The following is an 18,342-nucleotide window of genomic DNA, read 5'->3' as shown; positions in this document are numbered from 1 at the left end:
AATTACTCAACTTCTTCACAACGAATTAACAGCATTTCCATCGCCTCAGCCAGAGAAATCAACTCAGACCAAGAAGAAGCACTGACTAAATTTTGGGCGTGCGCCAATCGATTTCGTAACTGTTCAGCAGATTTCAGGAAGCGTTCGCCAAACCGTTTAGATTTTAATCCTAGTTGCTGAAGAAGTTCGGGTTGATTTAAAACCAACTCGCGTTTATCACAAAACTGAAGATAGTCCAACAAATCTGTAGCTTCGTTTCTTTCCTGACTCTCTCGCCATAGCCGTTGTGCAATTTCTAAGCGTTCAGGTTTGAGGACTTTTTGCCAGGAATCTTGGGGATAGTAAAGCCGCACTAACCGGAGTAAATTCATTTCCAATAGTGTCACCAAGCCAAATAGCAGCATTCGCGCTGGTGCTTTCTGCAAATCGCCACAGGTAATAATCCCGCTGACTTGATTACAGTCGAGGACAAACAAGCGGGGTGTTTGTTGCAGAATGGGTAACAACTTCAGCAGAGGAGTAGAAATAGCAATCAGTTCTTGGGGATGAAATAACCTTTGATAGTCGCTACACTTACCAGATTTAGCCGACATCAAATTAGAGCGTTCCACATAGCCAGTAATCCGATTTCCCATTTCAATCCCGACAACATCAAAATCCTGCGTCTTCATCCAATGCAGTACCTCTGTCACGGATGCTTCGGCGGACACAGCTTTGAGAGATTCAGCCACATATTCAATGGTGATACTGCTTTCAAACAAGTTCCGCAAGTCTTGGGAAGTAGATTTCAGGTGTTTCATCAAACATCAGCTTTGTACTGCTGTAGATGTCAGGTAAAAAACTTCAAACGCCCAAACTTGAAAGCCTGAGCGCTTGAATCATAGGTTGCAGAGAAACTTCTGCGAGGTGGTGAAATTACGCAGGCATCATTTGCATGGATCTGCAAGCTTCTGCACACCGACGGCAAGATGCGGCACATTCCATCATCTTTTGGTCTTGGCTCATTTGTTCGCAAGCGGCGGCACAGCGATCGCACATTTCCGCGCAAAGCATACAAGTGCGTCCCATGAACTCAGAACCGCCCATCATCATATTCATACACATCATGCACATTTCTGAGCAGTCGCGCATCATCCCCATCATGCTCATATTCATTTGCTTACCGCCTTGGCTCATGCAGTAAGTCATGGTTTCCATGCACATTTTGTGACATTCCATGCAAGCATTTATGCAGTTTTGCATTTCGGTGGTCATAGTTTCAGTCATCATCATCATCATCGGAAATTCCTCCTGAATTGTTGATGCTTATTTAGTGCTTTAAGCAGGACTACTTTTAACAGTAATCATATTTTTTATAGAGTCAATAGCAATTTTTTGGCAATTTTTATAAACCTACTAACCCGATATAATTACCGGATTTTCCAACCAATACAACATCACTCTTCTGTAGTTTAGCCAGAACTGTTATTTAGCAACAGTTTGAATCTCCCATATTCCAGTAGAGATTTATTTTTGCTATTCAGTAATTAACTAGGGATCACTATACAAGCTCAAAATTCCCCCCAGAATAATGTCTAATTTTTGGGAATTTCACCCTGTAGACATATAACCTGCGTCATTCATTTTTCTTTCTGTCTTCCTGTTGAAAATTCAATTAATAGTATCCGCTCAAAAATACCAAAAGATATTAAGCTAAAGCGCCTTCTAAATCAGCTTGCAAATCTAATTTATTCTCAATACCGACAGAAAGACGGACTAAATTATCCTTAATTCCCCGTTTTTGTCTTTCAGCTTCTGGTAGCGAACCATGGGTCATTTTGGCGGGATAGCAAAGCAGTGATTCCACACCGCCTAAACTCTCTGCTAGTAAAAATAACTTGAGTAGAGCCACAAACTTTTCCACCTCAGCTATACCACCTGTTAATTCCAAACTAATCATCCCCCCAAAGCCGGACATTTGTTGTTTTACTAGTTGATATTGTGGGTGACTGGGTAAGCCTGGATAGTAAATTCGCTCAACTTTGGGATGCTTTTCTAAAAATTTAGCTAAGAATAAAGCATTTTTTTCATGTTCTCGCATTCGTACAGCCAGAGTTTTAATTCCTCGCAGCACTAACCAGCTATCAAATGGGCTAGGAATCGCTCCAATGGCATTTTGATAAAACTTTAATTGGCTGTATAATTCCTCATTAGATGTCACAACTGCACCACCAATAATATCGCTGTGTCCGCCTAAATATTTGGTGGTACTATGAACCACAATGTCTGCACCTAAATCTAAAGGTGTTTGAAAATAAGGACTAGCAAAGGTATTATCAACTACCAGGATAATGTTATGTTTACGGGCAGTTTTTGCCAGTGCGGCGATATCAATAATTTTTAATAACGGGTTGGTGGGAGTTTCAATCCATATGAGTTTGGTATTGGGTTCAATAGAGTTTTCTAAGTCTTCAATCTGATCAATATCTACATAGGTGGTGGTTACGCCCCAATTTTTCACCACTTGCTCTAGTAAACGATATGTGCCACCATATAAATCATCCCCTGCGATAATGCGATCGCCACTTTTCAGGAGACTTAACACAGTGGTAGTTGCAGCCAATCCAGAAGCAAAAGCTAAACCAAATTTACCATTTTCAATCGAGGCTAAAGATTCTTCTAAAGCTGCGCGGGTAGGATTACCAGTGCGCGAATATTCATATCCTTTATGCTGTCCGATGGCTTCTTGTTCATAGGTAGAAGTCAAATAAATCGGTACAATCACTGCACCAGTTTGGGGGTCTGATTCCTGTCCTTCATGAATTGCTCTCGTTTCAAATTCCATTTTTATTAATCCTGATTTTCACTAATCCAATATCTAATTAAATCGGCTCTGGTAATTAATCCGGCGGGAGTATGATTTCGTGTAATAATAATTGCTGTGGTTCCAGATAACAGCACTCGATAAGCTTCAGAAATATCAACTTCTGCATCCAGAGTTGGTAAAGGTTTACCCATCACAGCTACAACTTCCTGGTTAGAAAAATTAATTCCATCATGGAGAAATTTCATTAACGAAGCTTCATTGACACTACCAACTACATGACTATGATCAATTACAGGTAACTGGGAAATATTCAGTTTTTGCAGCAAGTTAACAGCGTTATCTAAAGTATCATGAGAACCAACAGCAACCAGAGAAGGAAAATCAGTTTTCTGGTCTAAAATCTCCCCCACTTTGGTAGTTTTTACAGTTTTACCTTCCCAAAAACCATTTTCTTGCATCCAAGCATCAGAATAGATTTTATTAATATAGTTTCTACCTGTATCTGGTAGTAACACGACAATATACTTTGGTTCGGATAATCGCGCTGCATATTTGAGGGCGGCGGCTACGGCTGTACCACAGGAACCTCCCACTAGTAAGCCTTCTTCTCGTGCTAAACGGCGCGCCATATTAAAGGATTCTTTATCGCTAATACGAATCATTTCATCGACTAATTGGCGATTAAATGTTTTGGGAATAAAGTCTTCACCAATGCCTTCAACTTTGTATGATTTGGGGGTGTCGCCTGAAAGTATAGAACCTTCTGGATCTGCACCGACAATTATGATATTGGGGTTTTGCTCTTTGAGATATTTGGCTACTCCGGAAATTGTCCCACCTGTCCCCATTCCAGAAACGAAAACTTCGACTTTACCTTGGCTATCTGCCCAAATTTCTGGGCCTGTGGTTAAGTAATGGGTGAGGGGATTATGGAGATTGGCAAATTGATTTGGTCGGTATGCGCCTGGGATTTCTTTGGCTAGTCTTTCGGCTACGCCGTTATAACTTTCGGGTGAGTCTGGTGCTACGGATGTGGGGGTGACTACGACTTCTGCGCCGTAAGCTTTGAGGAGGTTGATTTTATCTTGGCTCATTTTATCAGGCATGACGAAGATACACCGATATTTTTTGACGGCGGCGATTAATGCTAGTCCTACGCCTGTGTTTCCGGCGGTGGCTTCGATGATCGTTCCACCTGGTTGGAGGTGACCGGCTTTTTCTGCGGCTTCAATCATGGTGAGGGCGATTCTATCTTTGTTGCTACCTCCAGGGTTGAGATATTCTACTTTGGTGTAGATGGAGGAGTTAATGTTTTGGGGTATGGTGTTGAGTTTGACTAATGGGGTTTTGCCTATTGTTTGTAAGATGTTTTCGTAGGTGGCCATGATCGGTTCAGGGGGGTGTGGGGAAATTAAATTTTTGGAAAGAGGAACGAACCGCATTGGCGCTAGCCTCTCCCTTTGGGAGAAGGACGCGAAGTACACGAAGGGAAGAGAAGAGAAGAAAGGTTTTATGGGTATGAGCTACAGCTTTCTCTGTGGTTCGTTATTCTTCCTGTAACTCACCTAATTGCAAAAAACTATATATAAGCGTTGAATTATAGACTCGATTGTTGATACATTATTGATGCTGAACTATAAATCCAGTGTTATTGAAGGTACTGAACCAGAATCATTATGAAATCTCTACACCGTCCCGATCTATATGGCTGGTCTACTTTCAATCCTGCAAGAAATATCGATTTCAATGGGATTGCTTGGGTTCGCCCAGATGGTAATGTCTTGGTTGACCCTGTAGCTTTATCAAATCATGATTGGAATCACCTGAAATCCCTCGGTGGTGTGGTTTGGATTGTGCTGACAAATTCTGAACACGTCAGGTCTGCGAAGGAAATTGCTGATCAAACTTATGCGAAGATTGCTGGCCCTGTGGGGGAGAAGGATTATTTTCCTATCCGTTGCGATCGCTGGTTGGCTGATGGTGATGAGGTGGTTCCAGGTTTACAGGTGTTGGAACTTCAAGGTTCTAAGACTCCGGGTGAGTTGGCTTTGTTACTAGAGGAAACAACTTTGATCACAGGGGACTTGGTACGCGCCCGCAAGGCTGGTAGTTTAACAATTTTGCCTGATGAGAAGTTGCTGAATCGTAAGGCGGCTGTGGCTTCTGTACAACGGCTAGCAGCACTTCCTCACGTAGAAGCAGTACTGGTGGGTGATGGTTGGCCTGTGTTTCGGGATGGACGCGATCGCTTGCAGGAACTTTTAGAGACTTTATAATTTAGATGCTATTTCTAGTTTTCTCAAATTAACTTCTGTCATCTTGTCTGCGGGAAACAGGCTTTCAATCCGGAGTTCCTGCAACAGGATGTCATGAGGAGTACCAAGGGTTGTAATTGTGGAAAAGAAGCTAAGACTTAATTCATCTTTGATAAACTGCAAAGTCAGTAGTGGTATTTGCCAAGGATAGGGATAGGGTTTTTGCCATATCTGGATCACATCTGGATAGGTTTGTATTTCCTGAAAAAGGGTCATATATTGGTTGCTGTCACCTGCGGTAATTGCTTCTCGATACACCCGTTGCATTAAGTGACCAGCAATTTCTTCCCAATTAGCAATGAATGGTTTTAAGCCTTGTGGATGCAACATCAAGCGCATCAAGTTAATTTTGCCGTCAATATAAAATTTATGTTGCAGTTCCTCGATATTAATTAACCAGTTGATTAGACGCTGTGAACTGGTATTATTTTCAATCAAATTCCAATAACGATCCATAACTAAAGCTGGATAGGGTTCTTGCTGCTTTAAAATAAATCCTATAGCTTGGCGAATAGGTTCCAGTTCTGGAGATAATAAATCACCTTCCGAATAAATCGGGTCAAAGCCAGCAGCAGTCAGCATCACATTTTGGTCACGCAAGGAAACATTCAGCACAGCCGCAAGTTGTAGTACCATCTCCCGACTAGGATTCGCCCGACTTGATTCTAAAAAGCTGATGTGACGCTGAGAAACATCGCTGGCTAAAGCTAGATTTAGTTGACTGAAACCGCGTTGATTCCGCCAGTATTTTAGTAATTTCCCAAAGGATAAGTCTCTGTGGGGAAGAAATGGTCTTGAGGTCGAAATTACAGCCATATTACCTCAGAAGTAATTGTTTTTATGATCTGCGTTAGTTATAATTTAGAACAACAGTATTCATTGCCAATGTTAGGGCTAAATCCCGTACCATCTGAGTCAGAAAACTATGGAAAATATAACCTACGTTCAACCTGCATCCGGAAAATTTTTTACAACAAAATCACTTTATCTTCTGCTGGCGATTATTGGTGCTATCGCTCCTTGGTTTTTTCTGGTCAAATATTTTAGCCAGAATGATTTTTCTGTAAGTTCATTTTTTGAAAATGCATTTGCTAATTATGTTAGTTTAGATTTGGCAGTAGATTTACTCATTTCCGCCATTACTTTATGGTGTTTCTCATTTGTGGAACTCAAGCGAATTGGCCTTTCTCAGACTTGGCTAATTTTTTATATTTTGGTTACCTTGTGTATCGGGGTATCTTGTGCATTGCCTTTATTTTTGTACTTTCGTGAACAAGCTTTAGAAATACCGAAAGTTGATAAATAGTTTAATCTAATTAAAGTTTGCGTGTTTCAAATTCTCCCCTCTCCTTACTTTCGCGTAGCGTCTCCCTTTGGGAGAAGGAGAGGGGTTGGGGTGACCTATTCTAACTTCCTTGTGTCACTTCTAAATAGATATGTTCTAATCCCACAGGTAGCCGGGAAATTGACTCAAATTCTATCCCCTCAAATCGGGCGATAATTTCCTTTAATTCTAAAGGTTCTGGCAACCAAAAAGCTAACTGATTACCATAATCTTTATGTGTAAAATCATATTCTTGAGCGCGAGCGATCGCTTGCTCTTTTTGAGAAGTTTGTACTACTAAAACTTCAGAAGCTGGAATCAACTTTCTTAACTCAGTTAAACTCCCTTCAACTAAAATTTGACCATTTTTGAGAATGCCAATTCTGTCACAAAGTCGCTCCGCTTCATCCAATAAATGCGTGGTCAATAAAATAGTCACCCCCTGAGTTTTTAGTTGCCGAATCAATTCCCAAACTTCATATCTGGCTTCAATATCTAAGCCTGTCGTTGGTTCATCGAGAATAACTAACTGCGGCTGATGTACCAAAGCCACTGCAATATTCAACCGTCGCCGCATTCCCCCACTGAGAGTTTCTACAGGACTTTTGGCTCTATCTAATAAATTGACAGATGCAAGAGTTTTCTGTACTTGTTTTTGCCGTGTTTCCCGATTTAAACCGTAAATATTTGCAAAAAAATTGAGATTTTCCTCACAAGATAAAGTTTGATAAAGTAAATTTTCTTGGGGTGCAATCCCAATGATTTTTTTAGTGGCTTCAGAAACTGATTGATCATTTATAGTAATATTGCCACTATCAGCCTTGAGTAAATTACAAATAATATTAATTGTTGTGGTTTTTCCGGCTCCATTTGCACCTAGTAAGCCGTAAATTTGCCCAGACTTGATGTGTAGTGTCAAATCTTGCAGAACTTTTATTGAACCATAGGATTTATTTAAATTGGTGATTTTTAGCATAAATATAGGACTACTATTTGATTTTTGAACAGACACGTAGGGTGTGTTAGCGGTAGCGTAACGCACCAAAGCCTTAATAATGGTGCGTTACGGACTTCATCCTAACGCACCCTACAATACTTAATTTTTTCATGAATCAAACCGGATTCCTATATGTTAGCGTCAGTAATTGCAATTTTGATCTAAGAGAATAAGAGAGGACTGAAGTCCTCACTACGAGCAAATTTTATCAAAGTCTTCTTTCTACTACTAACATTCGCCGATAAGATAACCAGCCACCGATAACCATCACCAAAGCAAACACTAATAAAAACGAAAAATGTGATTGAATTTTACTAAGGTCAGCCCCCTGAGATGAAACTCCTACTAAAGCTTCATTCATATGATAAATAGGATTATATCGAGCAATATTAATCAGGCTTTGGGGAAAAAGTGAAGCGGGTAAAAATGCTCCGCCGAGAATTAACAAAGGAACTCCAAAAGCAGCGACTAAAGCATTAACATCTTCAATCCGCCGCGCTAATTGAGTCCCTAAAATAAAGCCTAAACCAACATAAGCCACGATACTCATGACAATAATTGTCAGTCCTAAAAGTATAGAACCATTGAAGGTCGCACCCCAAAAGGCAGCAATAGTATAAACCAAAAGTGTCTGTCCTAGACCAATGCAGCTGTGAGCGAGAAAAATTCCTAAAAAATAAGATGTCCCACTTAAGGGCGAAATAAACAAGCGTTTGAGGGTTTGCTGTTCTCTTTCAGCAACTACAGTGGCTACACTACCACCCAAACAGCTAAAAAATAAGGCCGCACCGACCAGAGTAGAGGGTGCTGCATAGGCGAAAGCTTCAGCCAGTGGTAATTCTGCCCGTTCTGCTAAAATGAATCCACTGAGGATTAACACGGAAATGGGGAAAATACTCCAAAAAATCAGGCTGCGTCTGCGGCGCAACAGTTCAATTAAGATGCGCTGAGTGACAGCGGTGGTTTCACGCCAATACTTCATTTTTAATCGGGGCTAGGGGGTAAAGGCAAACTTTCGGTGGTATCCCCAGAGGGTGTATGCAGTTTATGTTGGCTACTTAACCCCTGGTAGCTAATTACTAAATAATATACTAAACTATCAAATAATCTGCTAATTTAATAATTCCAATATGGCTGTCTGACATTCTATCAGATAAAAATGTTGACTATGAATATAAAAGTTGTAAATTCTCAAAATTCACAGTTCAGAATTGCTCAGTTGTCTAATTATGCAAAAATATTTTTTTTAGGATAAAGTGACAGGGAAAAAGTGATTTAAAAATTCACCAGTTCGTAGTTGCGCTTCAGCAATAAACTAATCTAGCTTTAATTTTGCAACATGAGTTTACTATTTAATTCACCAGAATCATCTACTATATCCCGGCGGACACTACTGAAATTATTTGGTGTTGGTGCAATTGTAGGAGGAACAGGATACTCCCGGTTTAGTAAGCCTAAGCCCACAGTTTATCAAAAAGATACTCTGAATTTACCGCAAATTTTAAATCAAAATAAAAGTGTTGTGGTGGTTGGGGCTGGTTTAGCAGGTTTAGCTTGTGCTTATGAATTGAGTCAGAGGGGGTTTGCTGTCACACTTTTAGAAAAAGCCCCCCAACTCGGTGGCAAAATTGCCAGTTGGCCGATTGAAGCTGCGGGGGAAACTTTCATGATGGAACATGGTTTTCATGGATTTTTCCCTCAATACTATAATCTCAAAAGTATAGTTTCGGAACTGGAGATCACTAATAATTTTCAATCATTAAACTTTTATTCTCTGGTTTACCGCGATTTGAAATACAAACCAGAGGTATTTCGCCCCAGTAGTTCGGCTTTTCCGTGGAATATTATAGATTTAGCGATCGCATCCCCAAATCGTTTACGCTGGGGAATTAATTTGACGAAGTTCAAACATTTACAAGTTTTTCAGGCCATTACTGGTTTTGAACGCGAAAAAAACTATCGCCGCTTTGATAGTCTCTCTGTGGCTGACTGGGTGAAAACCGAATTTCCCCAGGGTTTATACGACTTGTATTTTCTCCCCTTTGCCAAATCTAGCTTGAATGCACCAGATCAGATGAGTGTGGGGGAACTCATGCAGTTTTTCCATTTTTACTTTTTTGGTAACCCAGAAGGATTAGCTTTCAATGGCACTGTAGATGATATGGGTACTAGTTTAGTACAACCGATTGCTCAGTTTATTCAAAGTAACGGCGGTCAAATTCTGACTGGGGCGACTGTCAGTGAGATTCCGGCTGTAGATGGTAAGATTGATAGCCTCAAATATTATCTTGGTAGTAATAGCAGTAATGTGCCTTTCTGGGTAAAGCGCAATTCAGTGATTACTGATGATCAGGTAGAATATTTTGGTGCGGCTGATGCTGTATTTGCCTTGTCATCTGCTAGTAAATCAGCTATTTCTTTGACTTGCACTCATCAAGGATGTACTGTTAAGCCAGCCGCAGATGGTAATTTTCATTGTCCTTGTCATGGGGCAGTTTTTGCGGCTGATGGTAAAGTTATCAAAGGGCCAGCCGAAAGAGATTTACCCAAGTTTGAAATCGTCCAACGACAAGATGATCAGTTGCAATTGGTAGCAGCAAATAATCAATCAGCACCACCGCAGACAATCACCGCAGATTATTATGTTTTTGCGACGGATGTTCCTGGTGTGCAACAAATATTTAAGCGCTTCACTGGGGATGTAGATGCCAAAGTGCGATCGCAAGTGGAAAAATTAAGTATCGCTGATCCTTTCGCTGTATGTCGTTTCTGGTTTGACCAGGATTTTCAGTGGGAACAAAGTAATTTTACTTCTTTATCTGGCTATGAATTAACAGACAGCATCACTCTTTATCATCGCATACAACAACAATTTATTGATTGGTCGCAACGCACAGGCGGGAGTGTGGTGGAATTACACGCCTATTGTTATAAAGAACAGGAATTTCCCACTCAAGAGGCTTTATTAACAACTTTTGAACAAGAACTCTATGAAATTGTGCCTGAGTTAAAACAAGCTACAATGCTGCATCGGGAAATCGTCAATCAACGTAATTTTTCGGGATATCCACCCCAGAGTTATGCAGAACGTCCAGAATCTAGTTCTGGTATTGCTAATTTAATGTTTGCTGGGGATTGGGTGAAAATGCCTTTTCCTTGTGGCTTAATGGAACGGGCTGTCAGTAGTGGTTTATTAGCAGCCAATGAAATTTTATATCGTGAGGGTTTACAAAGGCGATCGCTTTTAACTGTCAATCCAGAGGGGATGTTACAAATCTAATTTTTAACGCCAAGGGGCGCGGAGATGTTAAAATCCCGGTGTCTGAGATATACCGGGATTCTGGTTAATGATGTAGAAACAGTTTTAGTTTAAGTCCGTTTATATTTAACAGTGAAACTTGAGCCTACTAAGCCTAATAAAGCTAAAAGACCACTAATGGAAGTAGGTTCAGGAACTGTTGTGGTGATCGGAGTTTGACGAATTGTAAAAGAATCATAGAAATTGTTTGTTTCTAGATCATCGGGAACATCAACAGAAAATGTGAAATCGACGGATTCACCAGGAGCGACAAGCCCCCCAGACCATTGCAGATTATAAGAGCCGTCTTGAAGAAGTTGCGCGAATTGCGATGAGGTTGGCTGTGGAGAAGCACCCAAACCGTTAAAATCAAACTCTGGAATTGCAAAACCAAAAGGAACAAGAATTAACTCAGGCGGTGCAAACTCATCATTAACCCCAAACCCGATCTTAAAGTTAAAGCCGTTCCAGATTGAACTAGTGTTATTCACAACTGTTTCGGTGACAAAATATTCTGTTGTTCCTCCTGACGGAGCGACAAACAATTGAGTATCTATTGGCGCTATAGCTTGAAAAGTCAGAGGACTACAAGATAAACCCGGAAAATCCAGAATTTGATTTGGACTGGCGGTGACGCTGTTGTCGTTATTCACAAAGGTTGTATCCACAGGAGTTTGAACTTGTGGACAAAATAAATCACCTTGACCAGCGCCTGTGGGTGGACTTATCTCAGTAATAGTACGTGCTTGTGCAATTCCACTACAGGCTACAGAAATTGCCAAGGTAGTTAGAAAAGTTTTACTGCCTGCTTTGATGTTTTGATACATATCAATTGTTGGGATAATCATCCAAAAATTAGCATATTAACTTCATTTTTGATAGTCGTTGCTTAATAAATATATATTTGGGTAGATATAAATATGGCTCATACCAATTATTTGTGCGACTGCATATTATTTCGACCCCACCCCTAACCTCTGCGGTGCAAGGGAGGAAGGAAACTGGATTTCTGCTTAAATTCTATTTATGCATCTTTATATTAAATAGACATCTCCGACAATTAAATATGCGTTTCATATAACCCTTGTAGAGAGGTTCCATGTCACGTCTTTACATTCTGGAGATGTCTATTCAGTATATATTTCAGTGCTTCCCATCGGGAAAAAAATTGCTCAAGTAAAATCTAAGCAATCCGAATGATTAATCTCGCTACACAAGCGGTTCTTTTCAGCCATCGAAACGGATTTCTGGCCTTATTCCAACAATTCACAAACTGATTATATATGCTTGTGGCTTGTGAACCTGCCTTCACTACACAAGCTGACAAAGCAGTCCAGTTTCTCGCCACGGCGTAACCAATACAGGGTATTGCTGCTGCTGCATAAGCTGGAGGTATCAACATATTGCTGATGCTTTCCATGATTCCAGAAACTGCAATGCCAACATGATAGTTAGCTAATGTATTCTCTATATTTCCTGGTACAAAGCTTTGGAATTTATGAGATGTCTCTTCCAGGAATTTGAGGTTATTTCGTCCAGGTGTTTCCAGAATCGGGTTAATTCGAGGTGTTTCTAGAATCGGGTTAGTTCGAGGTGTTTCCAAAATCGGGTTAGTTTGAGGTGTTTGTAAAACAGGTTGGAATAATGCTGGTTGTTCTCGCAGGTAAATCTGTTTCGCTGGTGGTTCTAGGGATTCCAATAACTCGCGGCGTTCTGGAACTGATAAATTTTGAATAATAGACCGATCAAGTTTGATCGTCCCGACTTTGATTTGTTTCTCAATAGTTTCCGTCCTTTGTCCAATTTTTTCTAACCGTGGCTGATTCGCTTGTTCGGCTTTTTCAAATGTCTCTAAAGCATTAATGCTGCCTTGTTTACCTTGAGTTGTGGCTAAAGTTTCGGCTTCTTTTAAAGCATTATCCAAGCCAGCTTTCATGGCTTCTGCATAGGCGAATGCTGCTTGTTCGACTTGTTCAGTGTCTTTGAGAGTAGCTACCTTTTTACGTTCAACTTGATTCAATGCAGTTTCTAGCTGGTTTAATTTAGTTGTTGCATTTCTTAACTGAATAACCGTGACTTGTGATTTTACCAGTTGAGGCGTTTGGGGGATGCGGGGTATTTGGGCAAAAGCACTAACACTCACTAAAAAACTGCTTAAAATAGCCAAAAATATCAATCTTGCTCTCTTAAAATTTCCCAACATTATTTTTTCTCCACAATTTTAGAAAATGTTTTTTGGTGAATTCACTATCTATCACAGATGTTTAATCTTTTGATTGCTAGCAAGGCGAAACATGATGATCATTCTGTGTAGTAAAGTTTGTGCAGGCGACTTTTAACGTCGTCACTTTTCCTTTAGGTTGGGTTCCCATTTTTTATGCAACCTCGACAAAGCATTATGGAAATTTTTGCAACTTTCGTGCAGTTTGATGGAGATAGCTTCAGTCGTTGGGCGACGGAATCACGATTGCGTCGCAGCATCCAAAGTTGTCTTCAAACAACACCAAAAGATACAACGGAAAATTTTTGGGTACTATATTGGTATAAGTTTTGGCAAGTTCCTGAAACTGAACTTTTGGCACAGCAACATCTCACGGCTTACTTACAAGAAGCTTGCTATTGGACTTCTCAAAAAACTGCGACTCATTTTGTCAGTACTCAGTACAAACTTTCCGATTGCTTTCAAATTGCGATCGCCCAAGTGGATAAAGTTCTTCAAGGTTTTAATCCCAGCTACAGCAGTTCTTTGAAAAGCTACGCCAGTATTGTGTTTGGGAGTGCTATCCGCGAAACTTTGCGCCAACTCCGCGAAGTTGATATTTGTACAGATTGGGGTTTGTTGCGGAAAATCTCGCAAAAGCTTTTGGATGAGTCGCTGCAAAATGCAGGTTTATCCCCAGAAACTATTAATGCTTATATTTGGGCTTGGCAATGTTTTAAAAATCTCTATATTCCTCAGAAATCCGCTAACTCTCGCCAACTTTCTCCACCTGATCCTGAAATTTGGCACGCGATCGCCACAGCTTACAATACACAAAATACTCAGCAAGTCAATCCCCAAACTTTAGAAAAGTGGCTACTAAATGCGGCGAAAGCTGTCAGAAAATATCTTTATCCCACACCGGATTCGCTGAATATCTGCAAAGGTGGTGAAAATTCCGGAGAACTACTCGATTATCTCACAGGGAGAGAGCAAGAATCTTTAATCGATGAAATTGTCGCCCAAGAAGAAGCCCAAACCCGCACCTCTGTGCAAGTTGAGGTTAAGCAAGTTTTAGCAGATGCGATCGCCCAACTCGAACCCCAAGTCCAACAGATTTTGCATCTATACTATAGTCAACAGCTAAATCAAGATGCAATTGCCAAACAATTAGGAATCAAGCAATATACAGTTTCGCGACGACTGACAAAAACTAAGGAAATATTGCTGCGGTGTTTGGCGAATTGGAGTCAAGATATTTTGCATATTTCTGTAAACACAGACCTACTGACAAGTATGAGTGCTGTGATTGAGGAATGGTTGCACAATTACTACCGTGTATCTCCTGATTAACTTATGTAACCGTTCTACCGTCTAAGAGAATATTTGCCAAATAGACCCAAAACAAGCTGAAGAATTCGCCGGAGAAAACCCCATGACTGCTAATACCCCCATCTTAAGTTTTGCTTCCACAGACCTGATCTTGGAAATTCCCACCACTGTACAAAATCAAGTTCATCTGCACAGTCAATCTTTTGCTCATTCTCCTAGTTATCAGGCTTATATCAATGAACTTTGTCTGGGTGCTGTCTTGCCTTGGTTGCAAGAAGATTTTACACCCCAAGCAAAAGTTTGGCCTGATGCTGCGGCTTTACCCAGTTTTTGGGAACTGGTAAATGGTACAGCCATAGTCGTAGACGCAACGAGATTAATTTTGGTTCCCAGTGAAAATATTGATGGTAGTGAATTGCGTATACCGCAAGAATGGGTGGATTTATCCAGCTGGGCGGGGGATTATTACTTAGCAGTACAAGTGGAACCGGATGATGGCTATGTCAGGGTTTGGGGTTATTGTACCCATGAAAAACTCAAGACTAAGGGTAATTATCATCCAGGCGATCGCACTTATGCTTTGGATGCAGATGATTTAATTACTGATATTAGTGTGTTAAACGTGGCGCGAGAATTTTGTGCTGATCAAGTCAAACGGATAGCCACTGTACATTTACCAATTCTACCACAAGCACAAGCCGAAAATTTAATTAGCCGCTTGGGAAATCCAGAAATTATTACCCCTCGTTTAGCTGTGCCTTTTCCTTTGTGGGGGGGATTAATTGCACATGGCGGTTGGCGACAACGTTTATATGAACAACGTTTGGGACTACCAGAACAACGGTCAGTTATCCAATGGTTGCAAAGCGGTGTTTCTCAAATTGCCGCTGCTATGGGCTGGGAAAAGTTAAATCTGCAATTGAGTCCGGCGGGGGCGCGGAGTATAGAAGAAAGACAACCAGGAGTAAGTTTATCACGCCAATTAGCGATCGCTGGTCAATTATATGAACTGCTGATTACACCCCAAGGCCAGCCAGACACCACACATTGGCGCTTTGAGTTACGTAACGCCACTATGGGCGCGGCTATTCCTGGCGGTTTTAAACTCAGACTCCTCACCGAAGATTTACAACCATTTCCCAACAATGAAGATATCGCCACAACTGCGGTAGAACAACTTTATATAGAGGTTGCTTTAGAAGCCGGAGAAGGTATAGTCTGGGAAGTAGAACCCCTTCCCGATAACTATGACCGAGAAATTCTCAAATTCTGAAGCCGTCAAAATTACCTTCTTACCTTTGCGACTTTGCGCCTTTGCGTGACAAAAATCCATATTTTCCATAATATAAACGCTATTAATTTATGCCTTCCGAAATCCCAACAAATCAAAATAAAATTGGTGTGGCAGTTATGGGGACTGGATTTGGACAAAAAGTCCATATTCCCGGATTTAAAGCACATCATCGCACCGAAGTAGTGGCTGTTTATCATCGAGATATCAATCAAGCTCAAGCCATCGCTGAAACTCATCATATTCCTCACGCCTGTGACACTGTGGCGGATATTTTGGCGTTACCAGAAGTGCAAGCCGTGAGTATCGCTACACCACCATTTCTCCACTATGAAATGGCTAAAGCTGTATTGCAAGCTGGGAAACATTTATTATTAGAAAAACCCACAACTTTAAATGTATTTGAAGCTAAAGAATTATATGAATTAGCTCAAGCAAAAGGTGTAACTGCAACAGTAGATTTTGAATTTCGCTTTGTACCAGGATGGCAATTATTTGCAGAATTGTTAGCCACCAACTATGTAGGAAACAAGCGTTTAATTAAAATTGATTGGTTAGGTTCCTCCCGCGCCGATACTTCCCGCCCTTGGAATTGGTATTCTGCTGAAGACAAAGGCGGCGGTGCATTAGGTTCTTTAGGTTCCCACGCCTTCGATTATATATCCTGGCTATTTGGGCCAGTCAGCAGATTAAACGCTCATCTGAGTACCGCCATTCCCGCACGAGTTGACCCTGCTAGCAAAGAATTAAAGCCAGTAAATACAGATGATACCTGTCTGCTATCTCTGGAATTAGCCGATGGCACACCTTGCCAAATTGCTATCAGTGCTGTAGTTCACGCATCGAGGACACACTCAGTAGAAGTTTATGGCGATCGCGGTACTCTAGTTTTAGCGAGTGAAAATCAAAAAGATTATATACATGGATTTCGGGTTTGGGGTTCCCAACCTGGTCAAATCCTCCAAGAAATTGAAATCCCCAGCCGCTTAGGTTTTCCGCAACATCACGCCGATGGACGGATTTCAGCGTTTATCCGTGTAGTAGACCAATGGGTACAGGGAATTGAACGCCAACAAGAAATAGTCCCATCGTTGCGAGAAGGCGTTTATTCGCAATTATTAATGGATTTAGCTCATAAATCTCACACAACATCAAATTGGATAGATGTACCCAACCTAGAAAATTTCCTCTCTCATGATTAGACCCCAAGGGAGGAGGGGAAATCAGAGTCAAACTTTGGGTGTTTGGATTGAGTCATTGACTGATATTCGATTTTCGACACTTGGATCAAAAAATTCCAGTGGACACTTCTGAGTTTGTCGCTACGTCACTTATCTGACTCTGCGAAATTTGCTGCGGTTTCTCCAAGGCAAACATTTGCTGTGCATGGAATAAATAACTAACTACCAACTAACAAACCCTTTATTAAGCATAGATGTTCCTCGATGATATGGCTAGTAAATTTCATCACACAAGGATATGGCGGGCGTGGGGAGCTAAAGCATCATTCACGGCTATGAAAATACGTTTCAGTGTGCGATCGCTCCATAGTCTTTTCCCCATTCTGGCTTTCATATCATTTATTACAGTACTGCTACTGAATAATTCAAATCCAGCAGTAGCACAATTACCGCTACCGCGTCAAGAAATTCGCGGGGTTTGGATCACCAACAATGATTTTGACACCCTCAAGGATCGCACCAAAGTGCAGTCAGCCATGACTCAATTACGGGGGCTAAACTTCAACACAATTTATCCTGTGGTGTGGAATTCTGGCTATGTCATGTATCCCAGCCCCGTGGCACAACGCGCAGGTATCCAACCCTTTGTCTTTCGCGGTACAGATGGACATGATATTCTTGCAGACTTGATTAACCAAGCTCATCGTCAGGGACTATTGGCAATTCCCTGGTTTGAATTTGGTTTCATGGCTCCCCCCACATCAGAACTAGCATTAAATTATCCCCAGTGGCTGACACAAAAGCAAGATGGTAGCCAAACCTCCATTAGTGCCGCTGGTGAAGTAGTGTGGCTCAATCCCTTCCATCCCGAAGTGCAGCAATTTATCACAAATCTTGTGCTAGAGACTGTGACTCAATATGATGCCGATGGCATTCAGTTTGATGATCACATGAGTTTGCCCCACGAATTTGGTTACGATCCATATACAATTGCCTTATACACCCAAGAAACCAATAACCGTCCCCCCACAAATCCCCAAGATGAAGCATGGATGCGCTGGCGGGCAGATAAAATCACAGCGTTTATGGTGCAACTCAACCAAGCTGTCAAAGCCCGAAAACCCCATGCGATTTTCTCGGTTTCTCCAAACTACTACGACTTTGCTTATAAGTTTCAACTCCAAGACTGGCTGGCTTGGATGCGGCAAAATATTGTAGACGAGCTAATTGTGCAGATTTATCGCCCTGATTTGCAAAGCTTCGTGTCTAATATTTCCCGCACAGAAATTCAAGAAGCCCAACAAATGATTCCCACGGGTATCGGTATTATGACAGGTCTACGAAATAGACCTGTTTCTATGGCACAAATTCAGTCTCAGGTCAGGGCTGCCCAAGCACGCGGTTTAGGTGTCACCTTCTTCTACTACGAAACACTTTGGAACTCTGCCCCAGAACCGCCAAGTCAGAGGCTAGCTGGATTTAAAAGCCTTTTCCCTACTTCCGCTTTCCGTTCAGCCTTAGAGTAAGTTATGGCAACCGCCAAGGAGGTTAAGACATAAACGGATAATCAAACTTAGACACCACTCCCTACTCCCCAC

At 41.2% G+C, this 18,342-nt stretch carries 16 protein-coding genes; 7 read left to right on the top strand and 9 right to left on the bottom strand.

What is annotated here, in order from left to right; translation table 11 throughout:
* Positions 1–2: 2 nt before the first annotated feature.
* The 4 genes from AACX33_RS13355 to AACX33_RS13340 form a co-directional block, all read right to left on the bottom strand.
* On the bottom strand, positions 3–800 hold the full coding sequence (locus tag AACX33_RS13355; RefSeq protein ID WP_194002012.1) for a hypothetical protein: 798 nt from the start codon (positions 798–800) through the stop codon (positions 3–5).
* 115 nt (positions 801–915) lie between these two features.
* The gene (locus tag AACX33_RS13350; RefSeq protein ID WP_194002010.1) at positions 916–1,278 is read right to left on the bottom strand and encodes a four-helix bundle copper-binding protein; all 363 of its coding nucleotides are present in this window, start codon (positions 1,276–1,278) and stop codon (positions 916–918) included.
* 409 nt (positions 1,279–1,687) lie between these two features.
* Entirely contained in the window at positions 1,688–2,824 is a 1,137-nt protein-coding gene (locus tag AACX33_RS13345; protein WP_194002009.1) for a cystathionine gamma-synthase, read from the bottom strand.
* A 5-nt stretch (positions 2,825–2,829) separates the two neighbouring features.
* The gene (locus AACX33_RS13340) at positions 2,830–4,248 is read right to left on the bottom strand and encodes a cystathionine beta-synthase (RefSeq protein WP_227789080.1); all 1,419 of its coding nucleotides are present in this window, start codon (positions 4,246–4,248) and stop codon (positions 2,830–2,832) included.
* 234 nt (positions 4,249–4,482) lie between these two features.
* Between AACX33_RS13340 and AACX33_RS13335 the strand changes: the two genes are divergently transcribed.
* On the top strand, positions 4,483–5,082 hold the full coding sequence (locus AACX33_RS13335; protein ID WP_194002007.1) for an MBL fold metallo-hydrolase: 600 nt from the start codon (positions 4,483–4,485) through the stop codon (positions 5,080–5,082).
* Here AACX33_RS13335 and AACX33_RS13330 read toward each other — a convergent pair.
* Positions 5,077–5,937 (bottom strand): helix-turn-helix domain-containing protein, encoded by an 861-nt coding sequence (locus AACX33_RS13330; RefSeq protein ID WP_194002005.1) that lies wholly within the window; start codon positions 5,935–5,937, stop codon positions 5,077–5,079. The two genes, AACX33_RS13335 and AACX33_RS13330, sit on opposite strands and share 6 nt — an antisense overlap.
* Positions 5,938–6,046: 109 nt before the next feature.
* Here AACX33_RS13330 and AACX33_RS13325 point away from each other — a divergent pair, with 109 nt between their 5' ends.
* Positions 6,047–6,427, top strand: coding sequence for a DUF2834 domain-containing protein (locus AACX33_RS13325; RefSeq protein WP_194002003.1), 381 nt, complete (start codon positions 6,047–6,049; stop codon positions 6,425–6,427).
* 100 nt (positions 6,428–6,527) lie between these two features.
* Here AACX33_RS13325 and AACX33_RS13320 read toward each other — a convergent pair whose 3' ends face one another.
* Both AACX33_RS13320 and AACX33_RS13315 read right to left on the bottom strand, forming a co-directional pair.
* A complete protein-coding gene (locus AACX33_RS13320; RefSeq protein ID WP_194002001.1) occupies positions 6,528–7,421 on the bottom strand; it encodes an ABC transporter ATP-binding protein in 894 nt (297 codons plus the stop codon).
* Between the two features lie 229 nt (positions 7,422–7,650).
* Positions 7,651–8,424, bottom strand: coding sequence for an ABC transporter permease (locus AACX33_RS13315; RefSeq protein WP_194001999.1), 774 nt, complete (start codon positions 8,422–8,424; stop codon positions 7,651–7,653).
* 357 nt (positions 8,425–8,781) lie between these two features.
* On the opposite strand from AACX33_RS13315, the gene AACX33_RS13310 reads away from it, so the two are divergent.
* Complete coding sequence (locus AACX33_RS13310) at positions 8,782–10,722, top strand: FAD-dependent oxidoreductase (protein ID WP_194001997.1); 1,941 nt, start codon at positions 8,782–8,784, stop codon at positions 10,720–10,722.
* A gap of 89 nt (positions 10,723–10,811) precedes the next feature.
* On the opposite strand, the gene AACX33_RS13305 is transcribed toward AACX33_RS13310, so the two are convergent.
* Together AACX33_RS13305 and AACX33_RS13300 are read right to left on the bottom strand one after the other, a co-directional pair.
* On the bottom strand, positions 10,812–11,588 hold the full coding sequence (locus tag AACX33_RS13305) for a PEP-CTERM sorting domain-containing protein (protein ID WP_228049100.1): 777 nt from the start codon (positions 11,586–11,588) through the stop codon (positions 10,812–10,814).
* Between the two features lie 335 nt (positions 11,589–11,923).
* Positions 11,924–12,883 (bottom strand): hypothetical protein, encoded by a 960-nt coding sequence (locus tag AACX33_RS13300; protein WP_322744542.1) that lies wholly within the window; start codon positions 12,881–12,883, stop codon positions 11,924–11,926.
* 234 nt (positions 12,884–13,117) lie between these two features.
* On the opposite strand from AACX33_RS13300, the gene AACX33_RS13295 reads away from it, so the two are divergent.
* The 4 genes from AACX33_RS13295 to AACX33_RS13280 all read left to right on the top strand — a co-directional run bounded on the left by AACX33_RS13295 (position 13,118) and on the right by AACX33_RS13280 (position 18,270).
* Complete coding sequence (locus tag AACX33_RS13295; protein WP_194001993.1) at positions 13,118–14,293, top strand: sigma-70 family RNA polymerase sigma factor; 1,176 nt, start codon at positions 13,118–13,120, stop codon at positions 14,291–14,293.
* Positions 14,294–14,375: 82 nt separating this feature from the next.
* Positions 14,376–15,545, top strand: coding sequence for a DUF1822 family protein (locus AACX33_RS13290; RefSeq protein ID WP_194001991.1), 1,170 nt, complete (start codon positions 14,376–14,378; stop codon positions 15,543–15,545).
* An 89-nt stretch (positions 15,546–15,634) separates the two neighbouring features.
* A complete protein-coding gene (locus AACX33_RS13285) occupies positions 15,635–16,765 on the top strand; it encodes a Gfo/Idh/MocA family protein (protein WP_194001989.1) in 1,131 nt (376 codons plus the stop codon).
* 314 nt (positions 16,766–17,079) lie between these two features.
* A complete protein-coding gene (locus AACX33_RS13280) occupies positions 17,080–18,270 on the top strand; it encodes a glycoside hydrolase family 10 protein (RefSeq protein ID WP_227789079.1) in 1,191 nt (396 codons plus the stop codon).
* Positions 18,271–18,342: the final 72 nt, after the last annotated feature.

The sequence above is a fragment of the Nodularia sp. LEGE 04288 genome, from assembly GCF_963896525.1.
In the GTDB taxonomy this organism is placed as follows: Bacteria; Cyanobacteriota; Cyanobacteriia; order Cyanobacteriales; family Nostocaceae; genus Nodularia.
The sequence above is the reverse complement of the archived record's forward strand: the minus strand, read 5'-3'. Positions and strand labels throughout refer to the sequence as shown.